Source organism: Afipia sp. GW823-FHT06G09 (assembly GCF_058794875.1).
Genome location: NZ_JBXAHF010000004.1, coordinates 268,536 through 287,180, shown reverse-complemented (window position 1 = coordinate 287,180; position 18,645 = coordinate 268,536). Strand labels below are relative to the sequence as shown.

Annotated in this window: 17 protein-coding genes; 7 read left to right on the top strand and 10 right to left on the bottom strand. The window is 60.4% G+C overall.

The window, feature by feature from the left end:
* Positions 1-19: 19 nt before the first annotated feature.
* Positions 20-1,432: a cysteine--tRNA ligase gene (cysS, locus tag AC1Q67_RS18175; RefSeq protein WP_492236903.1), complete on the bottom strand. Its 1,413-nt coding sequence runs from the start codon at positions 1,430-1,432 to the stop codon at positions 20-22.
* Between the two features lie 290 nt (positions 1,433-1,722).
* Here cysS and AC1Q67_RS18170 point away from each other — a divergent pair, with 290 nt between their 5' ends.
* Positions 1,723-2,022, top strand: a complete 300-nt coding sequence (locus AC1Q67_RS18170; RefSeq protein ID WP_492236904.1) for a hypothetical protein — start codon at positions 1,723-1,725, stop codon at positions 2,020-2,022.
* 133 nt (positions 2,023-2,155) lie between these two features.
* Positions 2,156-3,286: a DUF2865 domain-containing protein gene (locus AC1Q67_RS18165; protein WP_492236905.1), complete on the top strand. Its 1,131-nt coding sequence runs from the start codon at positions 2,156-2,158 to the stop codon at positions 3,284-3,286.
* A 32-nt stretch (positions 3,287-3,318) separates the two neighbouring features.
* On the opposite strand, the gene AC1Q67_RS18160 is transcribed toward AC1Q67_RS18165, so the two are convergent.
* From AC1Q67_RS18160 to rpiA, 7 genes are all read right to left on the bottom strand, one after another.
* On the bottom strand, positions 3,319-4,314 hold the full coding sequence (locus tag AC1Q67_RS18160; protein ID WP_492236906.1) for an alpha/beta fold hydrolase: 996 nt from the start codon (positions 4,312-4,314) through the stop codon (positions 3,319-3,321).
* Positions 4,315-4,517: 203 nt separating this feature from the next.
* Complete coding sequence (locus tag AC1Q67_RS18155; RefSeq protein ID WP_492236909.1) at positions 4,518-6,272, bottom strand: NAD+ synthase; 1,755 nt, start codon at positions 6,270-6,272, stop codon at positions 4,518-4,520.
* 55 nt (positions 6,273-6,327) lie between these two features.
* A complete protein-coding gene (locus tag AC1Q67_RS18150; RefSeq protein WP_024574512.1) occupies positions 6,328-6,681 on the bottom strand; it encodes a diacylglycerol kinase in 354 nt (117 codons plus the stop codon).
* Positions 6,682-6,695: 14 nt separating this feature from the next.
* The gene (locus AC1Q67_RS18145) at positions 6,696-8,084 is read right to left on the bottom strand and encodes a class II 3-deoxy-7-phosphoheptulonate synthase (RefSeq protein ID WP_024574511.1); all 1,389 of its coding nucleotides are present in this window, start codon (positions 8,082-8,084) and stop codon (positions 6,696-6,698) included.
* Positions 8,085-8,243: 159 nt separating this feature from the next.
* Positions 8,244-9,629 (bottom strand): glutathione-disulfide reductase, encoded by a 1,386-nt coding sequence (gor, locus tag AC1Q67_RS18140; protein WP_492236911.1) that lies wholly within the window; start codon positions 9,627-9,629, stop codon positions 8,244-8,246.
* Between the two features lie 19 nt (positions 9,630-9,648).
* Positions 9,649-10,155: a DUF2059 domain-containing protein gene (locus AC1Q67_RS18135; RefSeq protein WP_024574509.1), complete on the bottom strand. Its 507-nt coding sequence runs from the start codon at positions 10,153-10,155 to the stop codon at positions 9,649-9,651.
* A 23-nt stretch (positions 10,156-10,178) separates the two neighbouring features.
* Positions 10,179-10,877: a ribose-5-phosphate isomerase RpiA gene (gene rpiA / locus AC1Q67_RS18130; RefSeq protein ID WP_492236913.1), complete on the bottom strand. Its 699-nt coding sequence runs from the start codon at positions 10,875-10,877 to the stop codon at positions 10,179-10,181.
* Positions 10,878-11,039: 162 nt separating this feature from the next.
* Between rpiA and AC1Q67_RS18125 the strand changes: the two genes are divergently transcribed.
* The 5 genes from AC1Q67_RS18125 to AC1Q67_RS18105 all read left to right on the top strand — a co-directional run bounded on the left by AC1Q67_RS18125 (position 11,040) and on the right by AC1Q67_RS18105 (position 16,193).
* Positions 11,040-11,726, top strand: coding sequence for an HAD hydrolase-like protein (locus AC1Q67_RS18125; RefSeq protein WP_024574507.1), 687 nt, complete (start codon positions 11,040-11,042; stop codon positions 11,724-11,726).
* 153 nt (positions 11,727-11,879) lie between these two features.
* Positions 11,880-12,320: a peptidase associated/transthyretin-like domain-containing protein gene (locus AC1Q67_RS18120; RefSeq protein ID WP_492236915.1), complete on the top strand. Its 441-nt coding sequence runs from the start codon at positions 11,880-11,882 to the stop codon at positions 12,318-12,320.
* A 126-nt stretch (positions 12,321-12,446) separates the two neighbouring features.
* The gene (gene moaA / locus AC1Q67_RS18115; protein ID WP_492236917.1) at positions 12,447-13,478 is read left to right on the top strand and encodes a GTP 3',8-cyclase MoaA; all 1,032 of its coding nucleotides are present in this window, start codon (positions 12,447-12,449) and stop codon (positions 13,476-13,478) included.
* Positions 13,479-13,708: 230 nt separating this feature from the next.
* Positions 13,709-14,305 carry a TRAP transporter small permease subunit gene (locus AC1Q67_RS18110; protein WP_024574116.1) on the top strand — a complete coding sequence of 199 codons (597 nt, stop codon included), beginning with the start codon at positions 13,709-13,711 and terminating at the stop codon, positions 14,303-14,305.
* Positions 14,306-14,345: 40 nt separating this feature from the next.
* On the top strand, positions 14,346-16,193 hold the full coding sequence (locus AC1Q67_RS18105) for a TRAP transporter large permease (protein ID WP_024574115.1): 1,848 nt from the start codon (positions 14,346-14,348) through the stop codon (positions 16,191-16,193).
* Between the two features lie 73 nt (positions 16,194-16,266).
* On the opposite strand, the gene AC1Q67_RS18100 is transcribed toward AC1Q67_RS18105, so the two are convergent.
* Together AC1Q67_RS18100 and AC1Q67_RS18095 are read right to left on the bottom strand one after the other, a co-directional pair.
* Positions 16,267-17,355, bottom strand: coding sequence for a TRAP transporter substrate-binding protein (locus AC1Q67_RS18100; RefSeq protein WP_024574114.1), 1,089 nt, complete (start codon positions 17,353-17,355; stop codon positions 16,267-16,269).
* Positions 17,356-17,527: 172 nt separating this feature from the next.
* Positions 17,528-18,616: a TRAP transporter substrate-binding protein gene (locus AC1Q67_RS18095; RefSeq protein ID WP_492236919.1), complete on the bottom strand. Its 1,089-nt coding sequence runs from the start codon at positions 18,614-18,616 to the stop codon at positions 17,528-17,530.
* Between the last annotated feature and the right edge of the window lie 29 nt (positions 18,617-18,645).

Genomic DNA, 18,645 nt, shown 5'->3' with positions numbered 1-18,645 from the left:
AAAGGCGTGTCAGGCTTTGTCATCGCGCAATCTCCCACGTCGTCACAGGATTGCCGGCGGCATCCTTGCCGTCCTTCAGCACGATGCCTCTGGCGGCCAGTTCGTCGCGGATGCGGTCGGATTCCTTGAAATCCTTCCGCGCCCGCGCGGCGGCGCGATCCGCAATCAGATCATCGACATTGCCCGCTTTGGAGACGGCCTTGGCGTCAGCCTTGGCAACCCATGTCTCAAACCGCGCGGCATCGAGACCAAGGAACGCAAGTGCATTGCCAAGCGCAACCGAAGCCTCGTCGCCGGAATTGCGAACCTGCTTGCGCAAGGCGTGCAATTCGGCAACCGCCTTGGGGGTATTCAGATCATCGGCCAAGGCTTCGATAACTGAAGAAGGCGGTTCTCCCGAGGTCGGAGTTGCGGCCACGCTGAAAAAATCTTTCAGAGTGTTGAAGGCATTGTCACAGGCTGCCAAAGACCAGTCGATTGGCGACCGATATTGCGTCTGCATCATCGCAAACCGCAGCGCATCGCCGGGCCAGGAGCGTCCGCGCCAGCCCGTCAGCAATTCCCTGATCGTGACGAAGTTGCCGAGACTCTTCGACATCTTCTCGCCTTCGACTTGCAGGAAGCCGTTGTGCATCCAGACGTTGGCCATGCGTTCTTTGTGAAATGCGCAGCAGGATTGTGCGAGTTCGTTCTCGTGATGCGGAAACACGAGATCGATGCCGCCGCCGTGAATATCGAATTGTTCGCCGAGGTGCTTCCATGACATCGCCGAGCACTCGATGTGCCAGCCCGGACGTCCTTGGGCTGCGATACCGCCCGGCGACGGCCACGACGGCTCACCCGGCTTCGAGGGCTTCCACAGCACGAAATCCATCGGCTCGCGCTTGTAGGGAGCGACATCGACGCGCGCACCCGCCAGCATCTCGTCGAGCGATCGCCGCGCAAGCTTTCCATAGTTCGGATCGGACGCAACATTGAACAGAACGTGATCCTGCTCGACATAGGCATTGCCGCCCGCGATCAGCTTCTCGATGATCGCACGCATCTCCGCGATATGTTCAGTCGCGCGCGGCTCAACCGTCGGCCGCAGGCAGCCGAGGGCATCGACGTCGGCATGAAACTGCTTTTCCGTCTCTTCGGTGACCTTGCGGATCGCCCCGTTCAGCGGCAGCCCCGGAAAATCCCGCGCGGCGCGATCGTTGATCTTGTCGTCCACGTCAGTGATATTGCGGACGTACTTGACGTGATCGGCGCCGTAGGTGTGCCTTAGCAGGCGAAACAGCACATCGAACACGATGACGGGGCGCGCATTGCCGATATGCGCGAAGTCGTAAACCGTCGGCCCGCACACATACATGCGCACGTTCTTCGGATCGAGCGGCCGGAACGGCTGCTTCTCCTTCGTCAGCGTGTCGTAGAGCTTAAGCTCCATGGAAATAGAATCCCTTGCCTTGCGGCCGGGTCGTCCCATGATCTCGATTGAGAAAAGACGGCTCCAGCCAGCGAATCGCTAGCTAATAATCTCGCGGCAGATGCCGAAAATGGAGAGTGAGCCGTTCATGGGCCGCACAATGGTCCAGCCGGGGGGACCGCGTCAAGGTCACACCTCATGGATTTCGGCGTCCACAGCCCCAATTGCCACGGAATTGCCGCCCTTAATCATTCTTAACCGTTCGGGTTTATTGATGGAGGCGCCTGTGCTTCTCCCGAACCGGTGCCACCATGCGATTTCTGCTCACACTGACTGCCTGCGTATGCCTGATTGCCGCGACCGAGACCCGTGCCGACAGCCGTGTTTTCATCGTCGCCAATCAATCGGACGGCTATGGCGTCGACGAGTGTCTCGCCAAGGGTGAGAAATGCGGGGCTCCAGCTGCGCGGGCTTATTGCCAGTCGCGGGATTTTGCGCAGGCCACCGGTTACCGCCGCGTCGATCCCGATGAGGTGACCGGCGCGATCCCGGCCTCCACCGGCGGCGCCAGGAACAACGGCGAATTCATCGCCATCACCTGCCAGCGCTAAGACCCCGGTTCCGGGGCTTCTTTTCGTCACGATTCTCTGCCTTATCTGCGCCCCTGAATCGACGTGACCTTGCCGCCGGAAGCTTGTATGTGAGCCCGTCGGCCGCGCCGCGGTCAGCCAGGATCGTGACAGCTTGCCGAATTCTACATTCTTGCGACGGACTTTTGCCACCGCTGCGCTTGTAAGCGCGGCGCTGTTGACCCATGGCGCGATGGGACAACAGGGTTTTCCGCCCCCACCGGCGGCCCAGCCCGGAACCGCAAATCCGATCTGCCAGCGGCTGGTTGGGCAGTTATCGGCCATCGACGGCGGCGGCGGCGACAACGCCAAGGCGGAGCAGATCCAGCGTTATGTCGAAGCGCAGACCCGGCAGCAGGCCGAACTGGAGCGCGTGCAGGATCAGGCCAAGCGGCAGGGCTGCGATAGTTCAGGATTTTTCTCGCTGTTCACCGGGCCATCCGCACAGTGCGGACCGATCAACACACGCATTCAGCAGATGCGTTCGAATCTCGACCAGATCACCGGCAACCTCGAGCGGCTGCGCGGCGGCGGATTCGGCGGCTCGGAGCGCGAGAACCAGCGCCGTTCGGTGTTGATGGCGCTGGCCCAGAACAATTGCGGCCCGCAATATGCGGCTCAACTGCGCAACAGCGGTGGCGGCGGTTTCCTCGACAATCTGTTTGGCGGCAACAACAACCCCGGTGGCGCGCCCATGGACAACGGTGCCGCGTCCGGCACCTATCGCACGGTCTGTGCGCGAAGCTGCGATGGATTCTATTTCCCGATCTCATTTGCGACAGTGCCGAGCCGCTTCGCGGACGACGAACGCACCTGCAAGGCGCTTTGCCCCGCAGCGGACGCGACGTTGTTCACCTATCGCAATCCCGGCGAAGACATGAATCAGGCGGTCTCGATCAGCGGTCAGCCCTATTCGCAATCGCCGAATGCGTTCAAATATCGCCAGGCATTCGACAAGTCGTGCAGCTGCAAGGCTGTCGGCCAGACCTGGTCCGACGCACTGAAGAACATCGACGACAAGGCGGCAGCCGCCCAGCAGGGCGACATCATCGTCACTGATGAAAGCTCGAAGAAGATGTCACAGCCGCAAAAGGCGGCTCCGGCATCGGCGCAGAAGAAATCAGGCACCGTCGCAACGCCCGCGAACGCACAACCTTTGCCAACCGGCGCGGCGCCAGAAACGCCCCCTGCTTCAGGTGACAAGCCGATCCGCTCGGTTGGGCCGACGTTTATTCCGGCCCGCTAGCCCTCAGACGGCCGCGGCGGCGGAAACCTGGTTCACCCGAAAAGCTGCCGCGGGTTGCGATTAGCCTCGGCGAAATCGACCAGCAGCTTGTTGACCTCTTCCGGCCGCTCCTGCTGAATCCAGTGTCCCGCACCGTCGATGATATGCTTGCCGGACAGATTGGGCACGTTCTCCTCCATCGACTTGACCTCTTCCGCCGCCATCAGCAGCACGCCATCGAGGGAGCCGGCGATAAAAATCGAAGGCTGGCGCAACTTGGCCTTGTCGAGAAACGGTGTCAGCAGCCAGTTGCGATCGAAGTTGCGATAGAAATTAATCGGCCCGCGAAAGCCAGATTTTCTGAATTGCGCGGCAAAGAAATCGATGTCGGCATCGGTGAGCCATGCTGGCATCTTCTCAGGGATCGCCAGGTTGTCGACCATGCGCGTGTTCTTGGGAAACGACGCGAACGTGAAGGACGCATCGCTTCGCCGGCAGTCGCCCGATGCCGAATAGAAAACGCCTAGCAGCGAACGGCGCACGTCTTCCTCCAGTTCACGCTCGACGCGTCCGGGCTGCTGGAAGTAATCCTGATAGAAATGCTTCTCGCGCGTCAGATTGAAGAACCTGACAAGCGGACGCACGGCCCGCCGTGGAAGAAACGGGACGCTCAGGTGCGCGACAGCGTGAAAGATATCCGGACGCAGCAGCGCGGTTGGCCCCGCGATGATCGAGCCCCAGTCATGACCGACCAGAATCGCCTTGTCTTCGCCCACGGCATGGACAAGCCCGACAAGATCGCTCGCGAGATGAAGAATGTCATACTCTTTGATAGAGGCTGGCGCTTCGGTATCGCCATAACCGCGCAGATCGGGGGCAATCACACGAAAACCGGCCGCGGCCAGCGCCGGAATCTGATGACGCCACGAATACCAGGATTCCGGCCATCCATGACACAGCAACACCAGCGGCCCCGTTCCCGCCTCCACGTAATGCATGCGGATGCCATTTGTGTAAGCGAACTTGTGTTGAACGGTATCGATCGTCATTTTCACCCCCGGATAATCTCGGCAACGCCGAAGTATCCGAACGATTTAAATGACGAAAATCATATGAGTCCATTGCGGCGAAGCGCATAGCCGCAATCCGGATCGATCGGAATTCTGTTTTAAACTTAGCTTCGTGCGGAAATGGCCGATCGTTATCGGCAAATCAAATGCGCGGGATTTTTCCCGCGCGCACGCATGGCTGGTCAGCCTTCGAACGCCTCGGCCGAGCCGCGGCTCGATCGCGTCACCAGCGAATGATCCGGAGCAGCAGGCGCTTTTCCGTTGTCGCGAAACTTGTTGATAATCGGATAGCGGCGATCGCGGCCGAAATTCTTGCGCGTCACCTTCACGCCGGGCGCAGCCTGACGGCGCTTGTATTCTGCGATATTAAGCAAGCGCGCGATGCGGGTCACCGTGTCGATGTCGAAGCCTTCGGCCACGATCGATGCGACCGAGTCTTCGCGCTCCACCAGCCGCACAAGAATGGCGTCCAGCACATCGTAAGGCGGCAGCGAGTCCTGATCGGTCTGGTTCTCGCGCAATTCGGCAGTCGGAGGACGCGTGATGATGTTGGGCGGAATGACTTCGCCGGACGGACCAAGCGCGCCATCGGGCTTCCATGAGTTGCGCAAGGTCGAAAGCCGGAAAACCTCGGTCTTGTAGATGTCCTTGATCGGATTGTAGCCGCCGTTCATATCGCCATAGAGCGTGGCATAGCCGACTGACATTTCCGACTTGTTGCCGGTGGTCACCACCATCGAGCCGAACTTGTTGGAAATAGCCATCAGCAGAACGCCGCGGGTGCGCGCCTGCAGGTTTTCCTCAGTGACGTCCCGCTCCCGGCCCGCAAAGACCGGCTTGAGAATGTCCTCGAAGCCATGAACCGCGGCGGCAATCGGCAATACCTCGTACTGGATGCCGAGTTGCTTCGTCAGCTTCGCCGCATCATCGAGTGATTCCTGCGCGGTGAAACGGAACGGCAGCATCACGCCGCGTACCTTGTCTGCGCCAAGCGCATCGACAGCGATGGCCGCGCACAGCGCTGAATCGATACCGCCTGAGATGCCGAGCAGCACGCCGGGAAAACCGGCCTTACCCACATAATCGCGCAGGCCGAGCACACAGGCAGCATAGTCGCCCTTGTCGCCGTCGAGCACCGGTGTCACCGGCCCCTTGCAGATCCAGCCGCCGTCGCCCTTGGTCCATCGGACGGTCGTGATGTTTTCAACAAACCCCGGCAACTGGAACGCCAGCGAGCGGTCGGCATTCAACGCGAACGACGAACCGTCAAACACCAGTTCATCCTGTCCGCCGACCTGATTGAGATAAACCAGCGGCAATCCGCTTTCGGCCACACGTGCGACCGATACCGACAGGCGCATGTCGTTCTTTTCGCGCGTATAGGGGGATCCGTTCGGCACGATCAGTATTTCCGCGCCGGTCTCAGCAAGGCATTCGACAACGTTCTCGTAGTCTTCGGACTCTTCCATCCATGTGTCTTCACAGATGGGAACGCCGACCCGCACGCCGCGGATGGTCACCGGCCCCGCAGCCGGGCCGCGCGCGAACACGCGCTTTTCGTCGAACACGCCGTAGTTCGGCAGATTGGCCTTGAAGCGCAGCGCCACTATCCGCCCCTCGTCGAGCAACGCGCAGGCGTTGTAGAGCTTGCCGTCCTCGACCCAGGGCGTGCCGATCAGCACAGCCGGACCGCCGTCGGACGTTTCGCGCGCCAGCATCTCGATCTCGGCGCGGCATGCAGCCTGGAATGCCGGTTTCAGCACCAGATCTTCCGGCGGATAGCCTGCGATGAACAGCTCAGGCAGGACCAGCAGATCAGCGCCGTCGGACACCGCCTGTTTCCGGGCAGCACGGGCCTTCGCGGCATTGCCGGTAACGTCACCAACGACGGGATTGAGCTGTGCGAGCGTGATCGTGAGCTGGGTGGCTTTGGTCATGACCGCATTTAGCCCGCTCCGCTAGAGGTCCGCAATTGCTCAATATGAGCATAAATCAGATGAGACCTATGCGCTCGGCGATGGCGAACAGCCAGACTCCTCCTGCGATCACCAGCGTGACGCCTACGGCCGCCGACCCCATGTCCTTGACCCGGCCGATTTGCTTGTCGTGGTCCGTCGTCAGGCGATCGGCCAGTTTCTCGATGGCCGTGTTCAGCAATTCGACCACCATCAGCAGCAGCACGATACAGATCAACTGGATCTTGCGTTCCGGCGAGACACCGACCAGGAAAGCCAGCGGCACGGCGATAACAAGTGCGACGACCTCTTCACGGAAAGCCTGCTCGGAACGGAAGGCAAACGCCAGTCCGTTCCGGCTGTTGATCGTGGCGCTCCACATCCGCGACAGCACCTTGCGGAGCATCAGAAGCCCGCGACGGCCGGCATTGGCTTCGATTTGCCGGAGCGATCCTGCTTGAGGAGTTCGGCAATCAGGAACGCCATATCGATGGACTGCTCGGCGTTCAGGCGCGGATCGCAGACCGTGTGATAGCGGTCATTGAGATCCTCGTCGGTGATCGCGCGCGCGCCGCCGATGCATTCGGTGACGTCCTGTCCGGTCATTTCCAGATGGACGCCGCCCGCATGGGTGCCTTCGGCTGCATGGATGGTGAAGAACGACTTCACCTCCGACAGCACGCGGTCGAACGGCCGGGTCTTGTAGCCGGACGTCGAGGTGATGGTGTTGCCGTGCATCGGATCGCACGACCAGACCACCGAGCGCCCTTCCCGCTTCACCGCACGGATGAGCTGCGGCAGATGCGCATCGACCTTGTCCGAACCGAACCGATTGATCAGCGTGAGACGGCCGGGCTCGTTGTCGGGATTGAGCACGTCGATCAGCTTGAGCAGTTCGTCCGGCTTCAGCGACGGGCCGCACTTCAGCCCGATCGGGTTCTTGATGCCGCGGAAGTATTCGATATGGCCGTGATCGAGCTGGCGCGTACGGTCGCCGATCCAGATCATATGACCCGTGGTCGCGTACCAGTCGCCGGTTGTGGAATCGACGCGCGTGAACGCCTGTTCGTAACCGAGCAGCAGCGCCTCATGGCTGGTGTAGAAGTCGGTCGAACGCAGTTCCGGATGGCTCTCGAGATCGAGACCGCAGGCGCGCATGAAGTTGAGCGCCTCGGAGATCCGGTCGGCCAGTTCCTTGTAACGGCGCGACTGCGGCGAATCCTTCAGGAAGCCGAGCATCCACTGATGCACGCTGCCAAGGTTAGCGAAGCCACCAGTTGCAAACGCGCGCAACAGATTCAGCGTCGCAGCCGACTGCCGGTATGCCATCAACTGACGTTGCGGATCGGGCGTGCGCGCTTCCTTCGTGAAGGCGTTATCGTTGACGATATCGCCGCGATAGCTGGGCAATTCGATATCGCCCTGCTTTTCCGTCGGCGATGAGCGTGGCTTGGCAAACTGACCGGCGATGCGGCCGACCTTCACCACCGGCAGCGCACCGGCATAAGTCAGCACCACCGCCATCTGAAGCAGCACGCGGAAGAAGTCGCGGATGTTGTTCGCGCCATGCTCGGCGAAGCTCTCGGCGCAATCGCCGCCCTGCAAGAGAAAAGCCTCACCGTTTGCGACTCGGGCGAGAGACTTCTTCAGATTGCGCGCCTCACCGGCAAAAACCAGCGGCGGAAACGTCGCAAGCTGCGCCTCGACATCGGCCAATGCCTTCGCATCGGGATAGTCTGGCACTTGCATCACTGGCTTCTTGCGCCAGCTGTCGGGCGTCCACCGCTCGGACATGATTGAAACTCCTCAGGAAACGGCAATCTTGTGATAGCGCCGGGTTATACACAGGTGGGTACGGTCTTGCCAGTTGCAAATCAGCATGAAGTCTCAATGACTTGCCCGGGCTGAAAGCCCGCTTCCGCTCATTGTGACGCAAGGAGCCGGCGGAGACGGCTATTCCGCGGCCTGACGGACGTGGCGCGCGCTAGGCGTGCGCAGGGTCACCAGTTCTTCCGCCGCCGTCGGATGCACGGCCATGGTCGCGTCGAAGTCGGCCTTGGTGGCCTTCATCTTGACGGCAATACCAACCACCTGGATCAGTTCACCCGCCTCCGGTCCTACGATGTGGCAGCCCAGAATCCGGTCCGTCGAGGCATCGACAATCAGCTTCATCATGATCCGGGACTCGCTTCCCGACAGGGTCGACTTCAGCGAGCGGAAATCCGTCTTGTAGATGTCGACGTGGGTGTACTGCGCCCGCGCCTCGGCTTCGTTCAGTCCCACCGTGCCGACCTCTGGCTGGGTAAAGACCGCAGTCGGAATGTCAGCGTGATCGACCCGTATCGGCCGCTTGCCGAACACCGTATCGGCGAAGGCGTGTCCCTCGCGGATGGCAACGGGCGTCAGATTGATCCGGTGCGTGACGTCGCCGACCGCATAGATGTGCGGGACGTTGGTCTGCGAAAAACCGTCGACGGCAATGCCGCCGTTGATAGGATTCAGTTCGACACCCGCCTTCTCAAGTCCGAGACCTTTGACATTCGGGTGGCGGCCGATCGCAAACATGACCTGATCGGAGGCAATGCTCGATCCGTTGGAAAGATGGGTCGCGAACGTCTCGCCGTGCTTTTCCACCTTGGTGACAATACAGCCGGTGAGCACCGTGATGCCGGACTTTTCCATTTCGCTGCGGACGTGCTTTCGCACATCCTCATCGAAACCGCGCAGAATGTTCTCGCCGCGATAGATCACTGTGACGTCGGCGCCGAGTCCGGCGAAGATGCAGGCGAATTCCAGCGCGATATAACCACCGCCCTGAATCACGATGCGCTTCGGAAACTTCGGAAGGTGAAACACCTCGTTCGACGAGATCACATGCTCGATGCCCGGGATAACTTCGCCGTGGTTCGGCGCGCCGCCGGTGGCGATCAGCACATATTTCGCTTTAACGGTTTGGCCCGTGGAAAGGCGCAGCGTGTGCGGATCTTCGAACGTCGCTCGCGCCTTCACAATTTTGGCGCCGGCCTTTTCGACGTTGAAGGTATAGGCAGCTTCAAGCCGGGCAATCTCCCGGTCCTTGTTGGCGATCAGGGTCGGCCAGTCGAAAGTCGCGGGCGGAATGGTCCAACCGAAACCCGCTGCGTCATCCAGTTCATGGCGGACGTGGGACGCGTAGACCATGAGCTTCTTGGGTACGCACCCGCGGATCACGCAGGTGCCGCCCATACGGTATTCCTCTGCGACCAGAACGCTTGCACCGTAACCAGCGGCGATCCGGGCGGCGCGTACGCCGCCGGAGCCACCGCCAATTACGAACAGATCAACGTCCAGGTCCGCCATCTGGAATTTCCGATCTTGCTTAGATGTCCTTGCCGCGCTTCTTCATTTCAGCGCGAAACTTCGCGTTGATTTCTTCGCCGAACTTCTGCGCCCACTGATCCATATATTGACGCGCAGCGTTGAATGCCACGGGCTCCTGCGCGATCACCTTGATGCCAAGCGGCGACTTGTAGAACGCAGCAAGCTCCTTCAGTTCCTGTTCGGTGAAGGCATTGGCGTAAATCCGCGCCATCTCCTCACCGATTTCCTTTTCCCGGCCGGCGAGATCCTTCGCGACCTGAACGGCGACTTCGTTGAGATCCTTCTGATAGTTCAGGTTGGACTGCAAGAGCACGTCCTTGGTTCGCTGCACAAGGCCGGGAACGGCGCCCTGATAGATCGTGCTGACATTCTTGGACGTCAGGATTTCCTTCGCATAACCGATTGCGGCGGGGGATGGCGGCTTCGGAGCCTGCGCCATCGCGCTGCCCAGCATCAGGCCCAGCACTGCGCCTGCCGCAAGCAGAACGTTCGAAAGATTCCTCATATCAATTCTCCTCAATTGCGGCGCTAGCGCCGTTCAACAACGCGAATACCCTGAGGGCCTGCGAGCACAGCTGTCCGCGCAAGACCGATAAACAAGCCGTGCTCCACCACGCCGGGAATCGAGCTCAATGCTGCCGCCAGTCTGGGGGGGTCCGGTATGCGCCCAAGATGGGCGTCGATAATCCAGTGGCCGCCATCGGTGACAAAAGCATGGCCATCCTTGGTCTTGCGGACATCCATTTGCCCTGAAACGCCATTTTCCGCGAAAACCGCCTCGATGGCCCGGCGGGTTGCGCCGAGACCGAATGGGATGACTTCGATCGGAAGCGGGAAACGCCCAAGGGTCGGGACCCATTTGGACTCGTCCGCGATCACAATCATCCGATCTGACGCTGCCGCGACGATCTTCTCGCGGAGCAACGCCCCGCCTCCGCCCTTGATGAGCGCGAGGTCAGGATCGATTTCGTCTGCGCCGTCCACGGTGAGATCGAGGTGATCAACCTCCTCCAGCGTGGTCAGCGGCACTCCACAGCGCTCCGCGTCGGCCCGCGTCGCTTCCGATGTCGGAACGCCGACGACCTTCAGACCTGCCTTCACGCGCTCGCCAAGAAGCTCAACGAAGTGCTTGGCCGTTGAGCCCGTGCCGAGTCCGAGCTTCATGCCGTCCTGCACCTGCTCGACCGCGCGCGCCGCCGCTTGCCTCTTCAGATCGTCCATCGACATCGTACCCTCGACGTTCCGTTCTCGTGGAACGCGAGGCATATAGCGCGGTTTCCGCGCCGCTGGATACGGCTTTGGGACGGAAAAACTGCCAAAAAGGACGGGCATGATACCAATCCCGACGCGGGCCTTGCATGATGCCGCCCCGCCCGCTAGCGATCCGCCATGACTCCAGCTCCCCTTATTGTTTTCGACCTCGATGGCACTCTCGTCGATACGGCCCCCGACCTGGTCGGAGCGCTGAATTTCGTACTCCAGCGCGAGGGGCTGCCGCTCGTACCGGTTGCATCCGCACGAAACATGATCGGCGCCGGAGCAAGAAAACTGATCGAGCGCGGGCTCGAACTCGAGGGCCGCGCCATGAGCGTTGCGGATATCGACCGACTGACCGGGGACTTTATCGCCTATTACAAGGACCACATCGCCGACGCTTCCAAGCCGTTTGAGGGCCTGTATGCAGCTCTCGACGAGCTGGAGGGATGCGGGTTCAAGTTCGCGGTCTGCACCAACAAGCTGGAAGGTCTCTCACGGCTTCTGCTCGAAAAACTGGATATGACGGCGCGGTTTGCCGCGATTTGCGGGGCTGACACTTTTGGAGTGGCAAAGCCGGACCCCACCATCCTGCGGCAGACCATTGCGCGGGCCGGCGGGGACATTTCCAGATCGATCATGATCGGCGATTCAGGCCCCGATGTCGGGGTTGCACGCCGGGCCGGAATTCCGGTGATTGGGGTCGACTTCGGCTACACCGAGATCCCTATCGCGGAACTGAAACCCGACATCGTCATCGGTCATATGCGGGAACTCCCGAAAGCCGTTGAAAATCTGATGACATCATCGGCAACTCACTGATGATTAATGGCTTTTTAGCTATCGCCAGATTCTTCAGCAATATTAACCTTCTCTTAACGATTGTGATGCGACCCGTTGCACGCGCGGATCGACACTCCTAAGGTCCCGCGCGGGGACTATGCGGCTATCACCGCATCACATGACGGATGCACCATGCGTATCATTGTTGTCGTCGCGGCGGGTCTTGGCCTGGCGGGTTGTTCATCGTTCTCCATGCCTGACATGTTCAAATCAACGCCGCCGAGCGCAACGATTCAGCTTGAATCGCTGCCAGCTGGCGCTGAGGCGCGTGCCTCCAGCGGCGAAACCTGCAAAACCCCCTGCTCGCTCTCGGTGGTCGCCGCTGAAAATCTTTCCGTGACCTTCTCGCTGCCGAAATATCAGCCGGAAACCGTACCGGTGCAGATCATCAGGGACCCAAGCAGCCCGGGCAGCGTCACCGTCGACCCAAATCCGGTTTACGCGGAACTGCAGCCGGCGCTTCCCACCAAGAAGGGCCGCGCAGCCCCCAAAGCGGCGCCTAAAGCCAAACGCGCCGCACCGGCCGCAGCACCGGCGGAGAACTCCCCGTTCCCGCCCCCACCTGCCCGCTGACGCCGTTCCATTAGCGCTGTCTGCCCAGCGAGATTCATTTGTAAGCACGCCTCATCGTGCCTAGATTGGGTCTGGGATACCACGGTCGGCGTAGCCGGCCGGGTGAAGCGATAAGCATGGCGCTGAATGAGCGGACCCTTTTCAAGTTCACTGGCCTCGACGTCTGCAATGACCGATCCATTCGGGCGGACGATCAGCTATCTGCGCGTCTCGGTGACGGACCGCTGCGACCTGCGCTGCTTCTATTGCATGTCCGAGGACATGACATTTCTGCCGAAATCCGACCTTCTGACGCTAGAGGAACTGGACCGGCTCTGTTCGGCATTTATCGCCAAGGGGGTCCGCAAGCTGCGCCTGACCGGCGGCGAGCCCCTGGTCCGGCGCAATGTGATGTCGCTGGTACGCTCACTCTCGCGCCATCTCGACAGCGGCGCGCTCGGTGAACTGACGCTAACAACCAACGGCTCGCTGCTCGAGAAATTCGCTGCCGAACTCAGGGATAGCGGCGTACGCCGTATCAACGTATCGCTGGATACCCTTGATGCGGCAAAGTTCCGCGCCATCACCCGCTGGGGTGACCTCGACAAGGTGCTGCGCGGCATCGAGATGGCGCGATCTGTCGGCCTCAAGGTCAAGATCAATGCGGTGGCGCTCAAGAACATGAACGAGGACGAGATCCCCTCGCTGATGGAATGGACGCATGGCAAGGACATGGACCTCACCCTCATCGAGGTCATGCCGATGGGTGATATCGGCGAAGGCCGCATTGATCAGTATCTGCCGTTGTCGCTGCTCCGTGCACGCCTTGCGGCCCGGTATACACTCACCGACCTGCCGGACGACACCGGCGGTCCCGCACGCTACGTCCGTGTCTCGGAGACCGGCGGCCGGCTGGGGTTCATCACACCGATGACCCATAATTTCTGCGAATCCTGCAATCGGGTCCGCATCACCTGCACCGGCACGCTCCATACCTGCCTCGGCCACGAGGACGCGTCCGATTTGCGCAAGCCTCTGCGGGCATCCAGCGACGATACCCTCCTCGCCGCCGCGATCGACCGTGCCATCGGACTCAAGCCGAAAGGCCACGATTTCATTATCGATCGCCGCCACAATCGCCCGAGCGTCAGCCGGCATATGAGCGTCACAGGCGGCTAGTCAGTTCCGAATATTTCCTGCCCCTCGAATTTGCTTGGCACAAATTTCCCGGTCCTTCTGTAGGCCGCAGATTCTGCCTTGGAATGAACAAACTTCCAATTGACGGCGGCATGACACGCTGATTTGGTCGGTCAGCTTTATGCGCCTCCGGCTGGAAAAGCCGGCATGCCGTCACCTCTTTGGTCCCGGTAGAGCCAAGCAACGCAGGGGCACATTCGGGAGGATGGGGTTTGCAATCGCTTCTCAAACTGAGTCGCGCGATCGACGCGTTCACGACGTTTGTCGGCCGCTGGGTGTCATGGCTGATCGTTCTCGCCGTTCTCATATCGGCGGCCAACGCTGTCATCCGGAAGGTCTTTGACATCTCGTCGAATGCCTATCTCGAGCTGCAGTGGGTTTTGTTTAGCATCGTATTCCTGCTTTGCTCACCGTGGACCCTTCTCAAAGGCGAACACATCAAGATCGACATCATCAACCATTCTCTTCCGCTCAAGGTCCGAAGCTGGATCGACATGATCGGACATGTGTTCTTCCTTGTTCCTTTCTGTGTGATCCTGATCTGGACTTCGGTCCCCTTCTTCCTCGCTTCCTTTAATCAGAACGAACAATCGTTTAGCGCAGGCGGGCTGCCGCAGTGGCCAGCCAAGGGACTGATCATGATCGGCCTTGCACTACTGCTTGTTCAGGCCGTCTCGGAAATCATCAAGCGCGCCGCCGTGATGCAGGGTCTGCTGCCCGATCCGAACGCGCATGCATTGAGCGCGCACGAGATCGCCGAACTTGAAGCCCTGAAGCTGGCTCAGGCCATTACACCCGAAAAACCATGACCGGCGTCGCCGTCACAGCGCAGAACGAGAGAGATTTCTGATGGCCGCTATGTTCATCCACTACATGGCGCCGATCATGTTCGCGTCGCTGGTGATCTTCCTGCTGCTGGGCTATCCGGTCGCCTTCTCGCTCGCCGCCAACGGCCTCCTTTTCGCGCTGATCGGCATCGAGCTAGGCCTCTTCCGCCCGGACTTCCTGCAAGCGTTGCCCGAGCGCGTTTACGGCGTCATGAACAACGAGACGCTGCTGGCGATTCCGTTCTTCACCTTCATGGGCCTGATCCTGGAACGATCAGGCATGGCGGAAGATTTGCTCGAAACAATAGGCCAGTTGTTCGGCAGCATCCGCGGCGGCATCGCCTACGCGGTGATCTTTGTCGGCGCGTTGCTGGCTGCCACCACTGGCGTCGTCGCAGCCTCCGTGATCTCGATGGGGCTGATCTCGCTACCGATCATGCTGCGCTATGGCTACGATCGCCGGGTCGCCACCGGCGTAATCGCGGCGTCGGGAACGCTGGCGCAGATTATTCCGCCGTCGCTGGTCCTCATCGTGATGGCCGACCAGCTCGGACGCTCCGTCGGCGATATGTACGAAGGCGCGTTCATTCCCGGCATTGTGCTGTCGATCCTCTATGCGCTCTACATCTTCATCGTGGCGACATTTTTCCCGCAGGCAACGCCAGGCCTTCCGCTGGAAGCGCAGACCTTGCGCGAGCCGGAAACTGCCAAGCATCCGATTATCATGCCGCTGGCAGCGATCTCGGCCGCGGCAACCGCCTATTTCTTCGTGGTGAAACTGGGCCTGTTCGACTGGACTTCACCGGTTTTCAACAAGATCTCGGAAAACCCGCTGATCCTTCACGGCTTCTGGTTCATCATCCTCACCGGACTGTTCTTCAAACCCTTCACCGGCATCATCCGAACGATGACATTGTCGCTTTTCGTTGTGCTGATCGGCGCGACGGCGATCGCACTCGAAGCCATGCGCTTCACCGACGTGAAGGCAGGCGCGGACTATGTGGTCCTCACCATGTCGATTGTGGTGGCGATGTCATTCGTGCTCGCGGTGATCAACCGCATCTCGGGCCTGAAGCTTCTGTCGAAGCTCGCCGAGCAGGTCGTGTTCGTGATGGTGCCACCGCTCGGCCTGATCTTCCTGGTGCTTGGCACGATCTTCATCGGCGTCGCGACTCCGACGGAAGGCGGTGCGATGGGTGCTGCCGGCGCGATGATCCTCGCAATCATGAAACGGCGGCTGAGCTTCGACCTGACGCGACAGGCCGCAGAGTCCACCGCCAAGCTCTCCGCCTTCGTGATCTTCATCCTGGTTGGAGCGCGCGTTTTCTCCCTCACCTTCTACGGTGTCGACGGCCACCGGTGGGTCGAGGAACTGCTGGTCTCACTCCCCGGCGGCCAGACCGGCTTCCTGATCTTCGTCAACGCCTTCGTGTTCGTTCTCGCCTTCTTCCTCGACTTCTTCGAGCTGGCGTTCATTGTCATCCCCCTGCTCGGCCCCGCGGCCGAAAAGCTCGGCATCGACCTGATCTGGTTCGGCGTGATCCTCGGCGTAAACATGCAAACCTCGTTCATGCATCCGCCGTTCGGTTTTGCGCTTTTTTATCTTCGCTCTGTAGCCCCGAAAGAAGCCTATACGGATCGCGTCAGCGGCAAGCGGATGGAGCCTGTAACCACCGGGCAGATCTACTGGGGCTCGGTGCCGTTCGTGATCATCCAAGTGATCATGGTCGGTCTCGTGATCGCCTTCCCGGCCATGGTGATGCACTACAAGGGCACACTATCGACCGTCGATCCCAACAAGGTCGATATCCAGATTCAGCAACAGGAAATGCCGGCCCTCGATTTCGGGCCGCCGGGCGGCGCCAAGTAGCGCAACGAGTTCTGCTCAACGAAAAACCGGCCTTCTCGCGAAGGCCGGCGCCTTTTGGGCGACAGTGCCGTACTCAGGTGCGTGTGCGCGACCGGATCTGGAAACTGTCGAAGCCATATTCCGCGACCTGCCACCAGGTGTACTGGTCGCTACGGAACGCAGCCATCGCCTCATACATCTTCTTGAAGTGCGGGTTGGTCGCCGACGTTTCCGCGTAGACCTCGTTGGCGGCCTTCAGGGATGCGTCCATGATCGATGCCGAGAACGGCCGCAATTGCGTTCCGCTCGCCACCAGCCGCTTCAGCGCAGGCGGATTGTAGGCGTCGTAACGCGCCTGCATGGTTTCATTGGCAAGCGAGGACGCCGATTTCAGGATCGACTTGTATCCCGCCGGCAGCGCTTCCCACTTCGCAAGGTTGACGAGGTTGTGCAGCGAGGGACCGCCTTCCCACCAGCCTGGATAGTAGTAGTACTTTGCGACCTTCTGGAATCCGAGCTTTTCATCGTCGTACGGGCCAACCCATTCGGCGGCATCGATGGTGCCCTTCTCCAGCGACGGATAGATATCGCCGCCGGCGACCTGCTGCGGCACCACGCCGAGCTTGGTCAAAACCTTGCCGGCAAAGCCGCCGATGCGCATTTTCAGGCCGCTGAGATCACTCGGCTCCTTCAGTTCTTTCCGGAACCAGCCGCCCATCTGGCAACCTGTGTTTCCAGCAAGAAGCGCGACGACGTTGTGAGGCTTCAGGAACTCGTTGAAGAGTTCTCCGCCGCCGCCGACCTGCAGCCAGGCTGTTTGCATGCGGCTGTTCAGACCGAACGGCACGGCGGTTCCGATCGCAAATGTCGGGTCCTTACCGACATAGTAGTAAGTGGCCGTATGGGCCATCTCGACCGTGCCGTTTGACGCGGCATCGAGCGCCTGAAGGCCGGGAACGATTTCGCCGGCCGCGAAGATCTGGATCTGGAACTTGTTGTCGGTGGCTTCGGCAACCGCCTTCGAGAAGACTTCGGCCGCACCATAGATGGTGTCGAGCGACTTCGGAAAGCTGGAGGTCAGACGCCATTTGATTTCCGGCGACGACTGGGCGATGGCGGGTGATGCGATCGCGGCACCGGCAGCGCCGATACCCGCGACCTTGATAAACTCGCGACGTTTCATGATAGCTCCCTGAATGTGATCGTGTGTTTTTGCCCTTCTTTTCGAGGCTTGAAGTTGGAGCATGGAACAACTGGTTACCAATATCCATGCCGAATTCTTCGACCGCACCGCAAAATAAAAGCCCGGCCTCCTTGCGGAGGCCGGGCTGGTAGCGTGCTTCAGTTGAACGAAATCAGCCGCGGGTGCGCGAGCGGATCATGAAGCTGTCGTTGGTGTATTCGGCGACCTGCCACCACAGGTACTGGTCCGAACGGTAGGCCTGCATCGCATCGATGGCCTTCTTGAAGTCGGCGTTCTTTGCCGAAATTTCAGCCCACAACTCGTTTGTCGCCTTGAGGCAGGCGTCGAGGACTTCGTTCGTGAACGGACGAAGCTGCGTGCCGCTGGCTACGAGACGCTTCAGCGCGCCCGGATTCTGCATGTCGTAACGAGCAGGCATCCAGCCGTTCACGTGAGCCGCAGCGTTGGTCAGGATCGCCTGATAGTTCTTCGGCAGAGCGTTGAACTTCTCGAGGTTGGTGAAAGCGTGGACCGTCGGCCCGCCTTCCCAGAAGCCCGGATAGTAGTAGAACTTCGCGACCTTGTTGAAGCCCAGCTTTTCGTCATCATACGGGCCGACCCACTCGGCCGCGTCGATGGTGCCCTTTTCCAGCGACGGATAGATGTCGCCGCCTGCGAGCTGCTGCGGCACGACGCCCACTTTGGCCAGCACCTGACCGGCAATACCGCCGATGCGCATCTTCAGGCCCTGAAGATCGGCAACGGTCTTGATCTCCTTGCGGAACCAGCCGCCCATCTGCGTGCCGGTGTTACCGCACGGCATGCCCACCACACCGTGCTTCTTGTAGAACTCGTTGGCGATCTCGCCGCCGCCGCCCTGCTCGAGCCACGAATTCTGCATGCGGGTATTGAGGCCGAACGGTACCGACGCGAAAATCGCGAAGGTCGGATCCTTGCCGACATAGTAGTAGGAAACCGTGTGGCACATTTCGACCGTGCCATTGGAGGTCGCGTCCAGGGCCTGCAGGCCGGGGACGATTTCGCCGGCGGCAAACACCTGAATCTGGAACTTGTTGTCGGTCATCTCAGCGACGTACTTCGACAGCTGCTCTGCGCCACCGTAGATGGTGTCAAGCGACTTCGGGAAGCTGGATGCCAGGCGCCACTTAACCTCTGGCGCGGACTGGGCGATGGCTGGCGAAGCGACCGCAGTGGCGGCGGCTCCGGCAGCAGTTACTTTCAAAAAATCACGACGCTTCATTAGGCATCTCCTTTTGGGGGGCGTTTCTT

What these genes read in the sequence shown, in the direction of transcription:
- cysS (WP_492236903.1), bottom strand. Translation starts at nt 1,432, where the DNA reads ATGGAGCTTAAGCTCTACGACACGCTGACGAAGGAGAAGCAGCCGTTC.
- AC1Q67_RS18170 (WP_492236904.1), top strand. Translation starts at nt 1,723, where the DNA reads ATGCGATTTCTGCTCACACTGACTGCCTGCGTATGCCTGATTGCCGCG.
- AC1Q67_RS18160 (WP_492236906.1), bottom strand. Translation starts at nt 4,314, where the DNA reads ATGACGATCGATACCGTTCAACACAAGTTCGCTTACACAAATGGCATC.
- AC1Q67_RS18155 (WP_492236909.1), bottom strand. Translation starts at nt 6,272, where the DNA reads ATGACCAAAGCCACCCAGCTCACGATCACGCTCGCACAGCTCAATCCC.
- AC1Q67_RS18145 (WP_024574511.1), bottom strand. Translation starts at nt 8,084, where the DNA reads ATGTCCGAGCGGTGGACGCCCGACAGCTGGCGCAAGAAGCCAGTGATG.
- gor (WP_492236911.1), bottom strand. Translation starts at nt 9,629, where the DNA reads ATGGCGGACCTGGACGTTGATCTGTTCGTAATTGGCGGTGGCTCCGGC.
- AC1Q67_RS18135 (WP_024574509.1), bottom strand. Translation starts at nt 10,155, where the DNA reads ATGAGGAATCTTTCGAACGTTCTGCTTGCGGCAGGCGCAGTGCTGGGC.
- rpiA (WP_492236913.1), bottom strand. Translation starts at nt 10,877, where the DNA reads ATGTCGATGGACGATCTGAAGAGGCAAGCGGCGGCGCGCGCGGTCGAG.
- AC1Q67_RS18125 (WP_024574507.1), top strand. Translation starts at nt 11,040, where the DNA reads ATGACTCCAGCTCCCCTTATTGTTTTCGACCTCGATGGCACTCTCGTC.
- AC1Q67_RS18120 (WP_492236915.1), top strand. Translation starts at nt 11,880, where the DNA reads ATGCGTATCATTGTTGTCGTCGCGGCGGGTCTTGGCCTGGCGGGTTGT.
- moaA (WP_492236917.1), top strand. Translation starts at nt 12,447, where the DNA reads ATGAGCGGACCCTTTTCAAGTTCACTGGCCTCGACGTCTGCAATGACC.
- AC1Q67_RS18105 (WP_024574115.1), top strand. Translation starts at nt 14,346, where the DNA reads ATGGCCGCTATGTTCATCCACTACATGGCGCCGATCATGTTCGCGTCG.
- AC1Q67_RS18100 (WP_024574114.1), bottom strand. Translation starts at nt 17,355, where the DNA reads ATGAAACGTCGCGAGTTTATCAAGGTCGCGGGTATCGGCGCTGCCGGT.
- AC1Q67_RS18095 (WP_492236919.1), bottom strand. Translation starts at nt 18,616, where the DNA reads ATGAAGCGTCGTGATTTTTTGAAAGTAACTGCTGCCGGAGCCGCCGCC.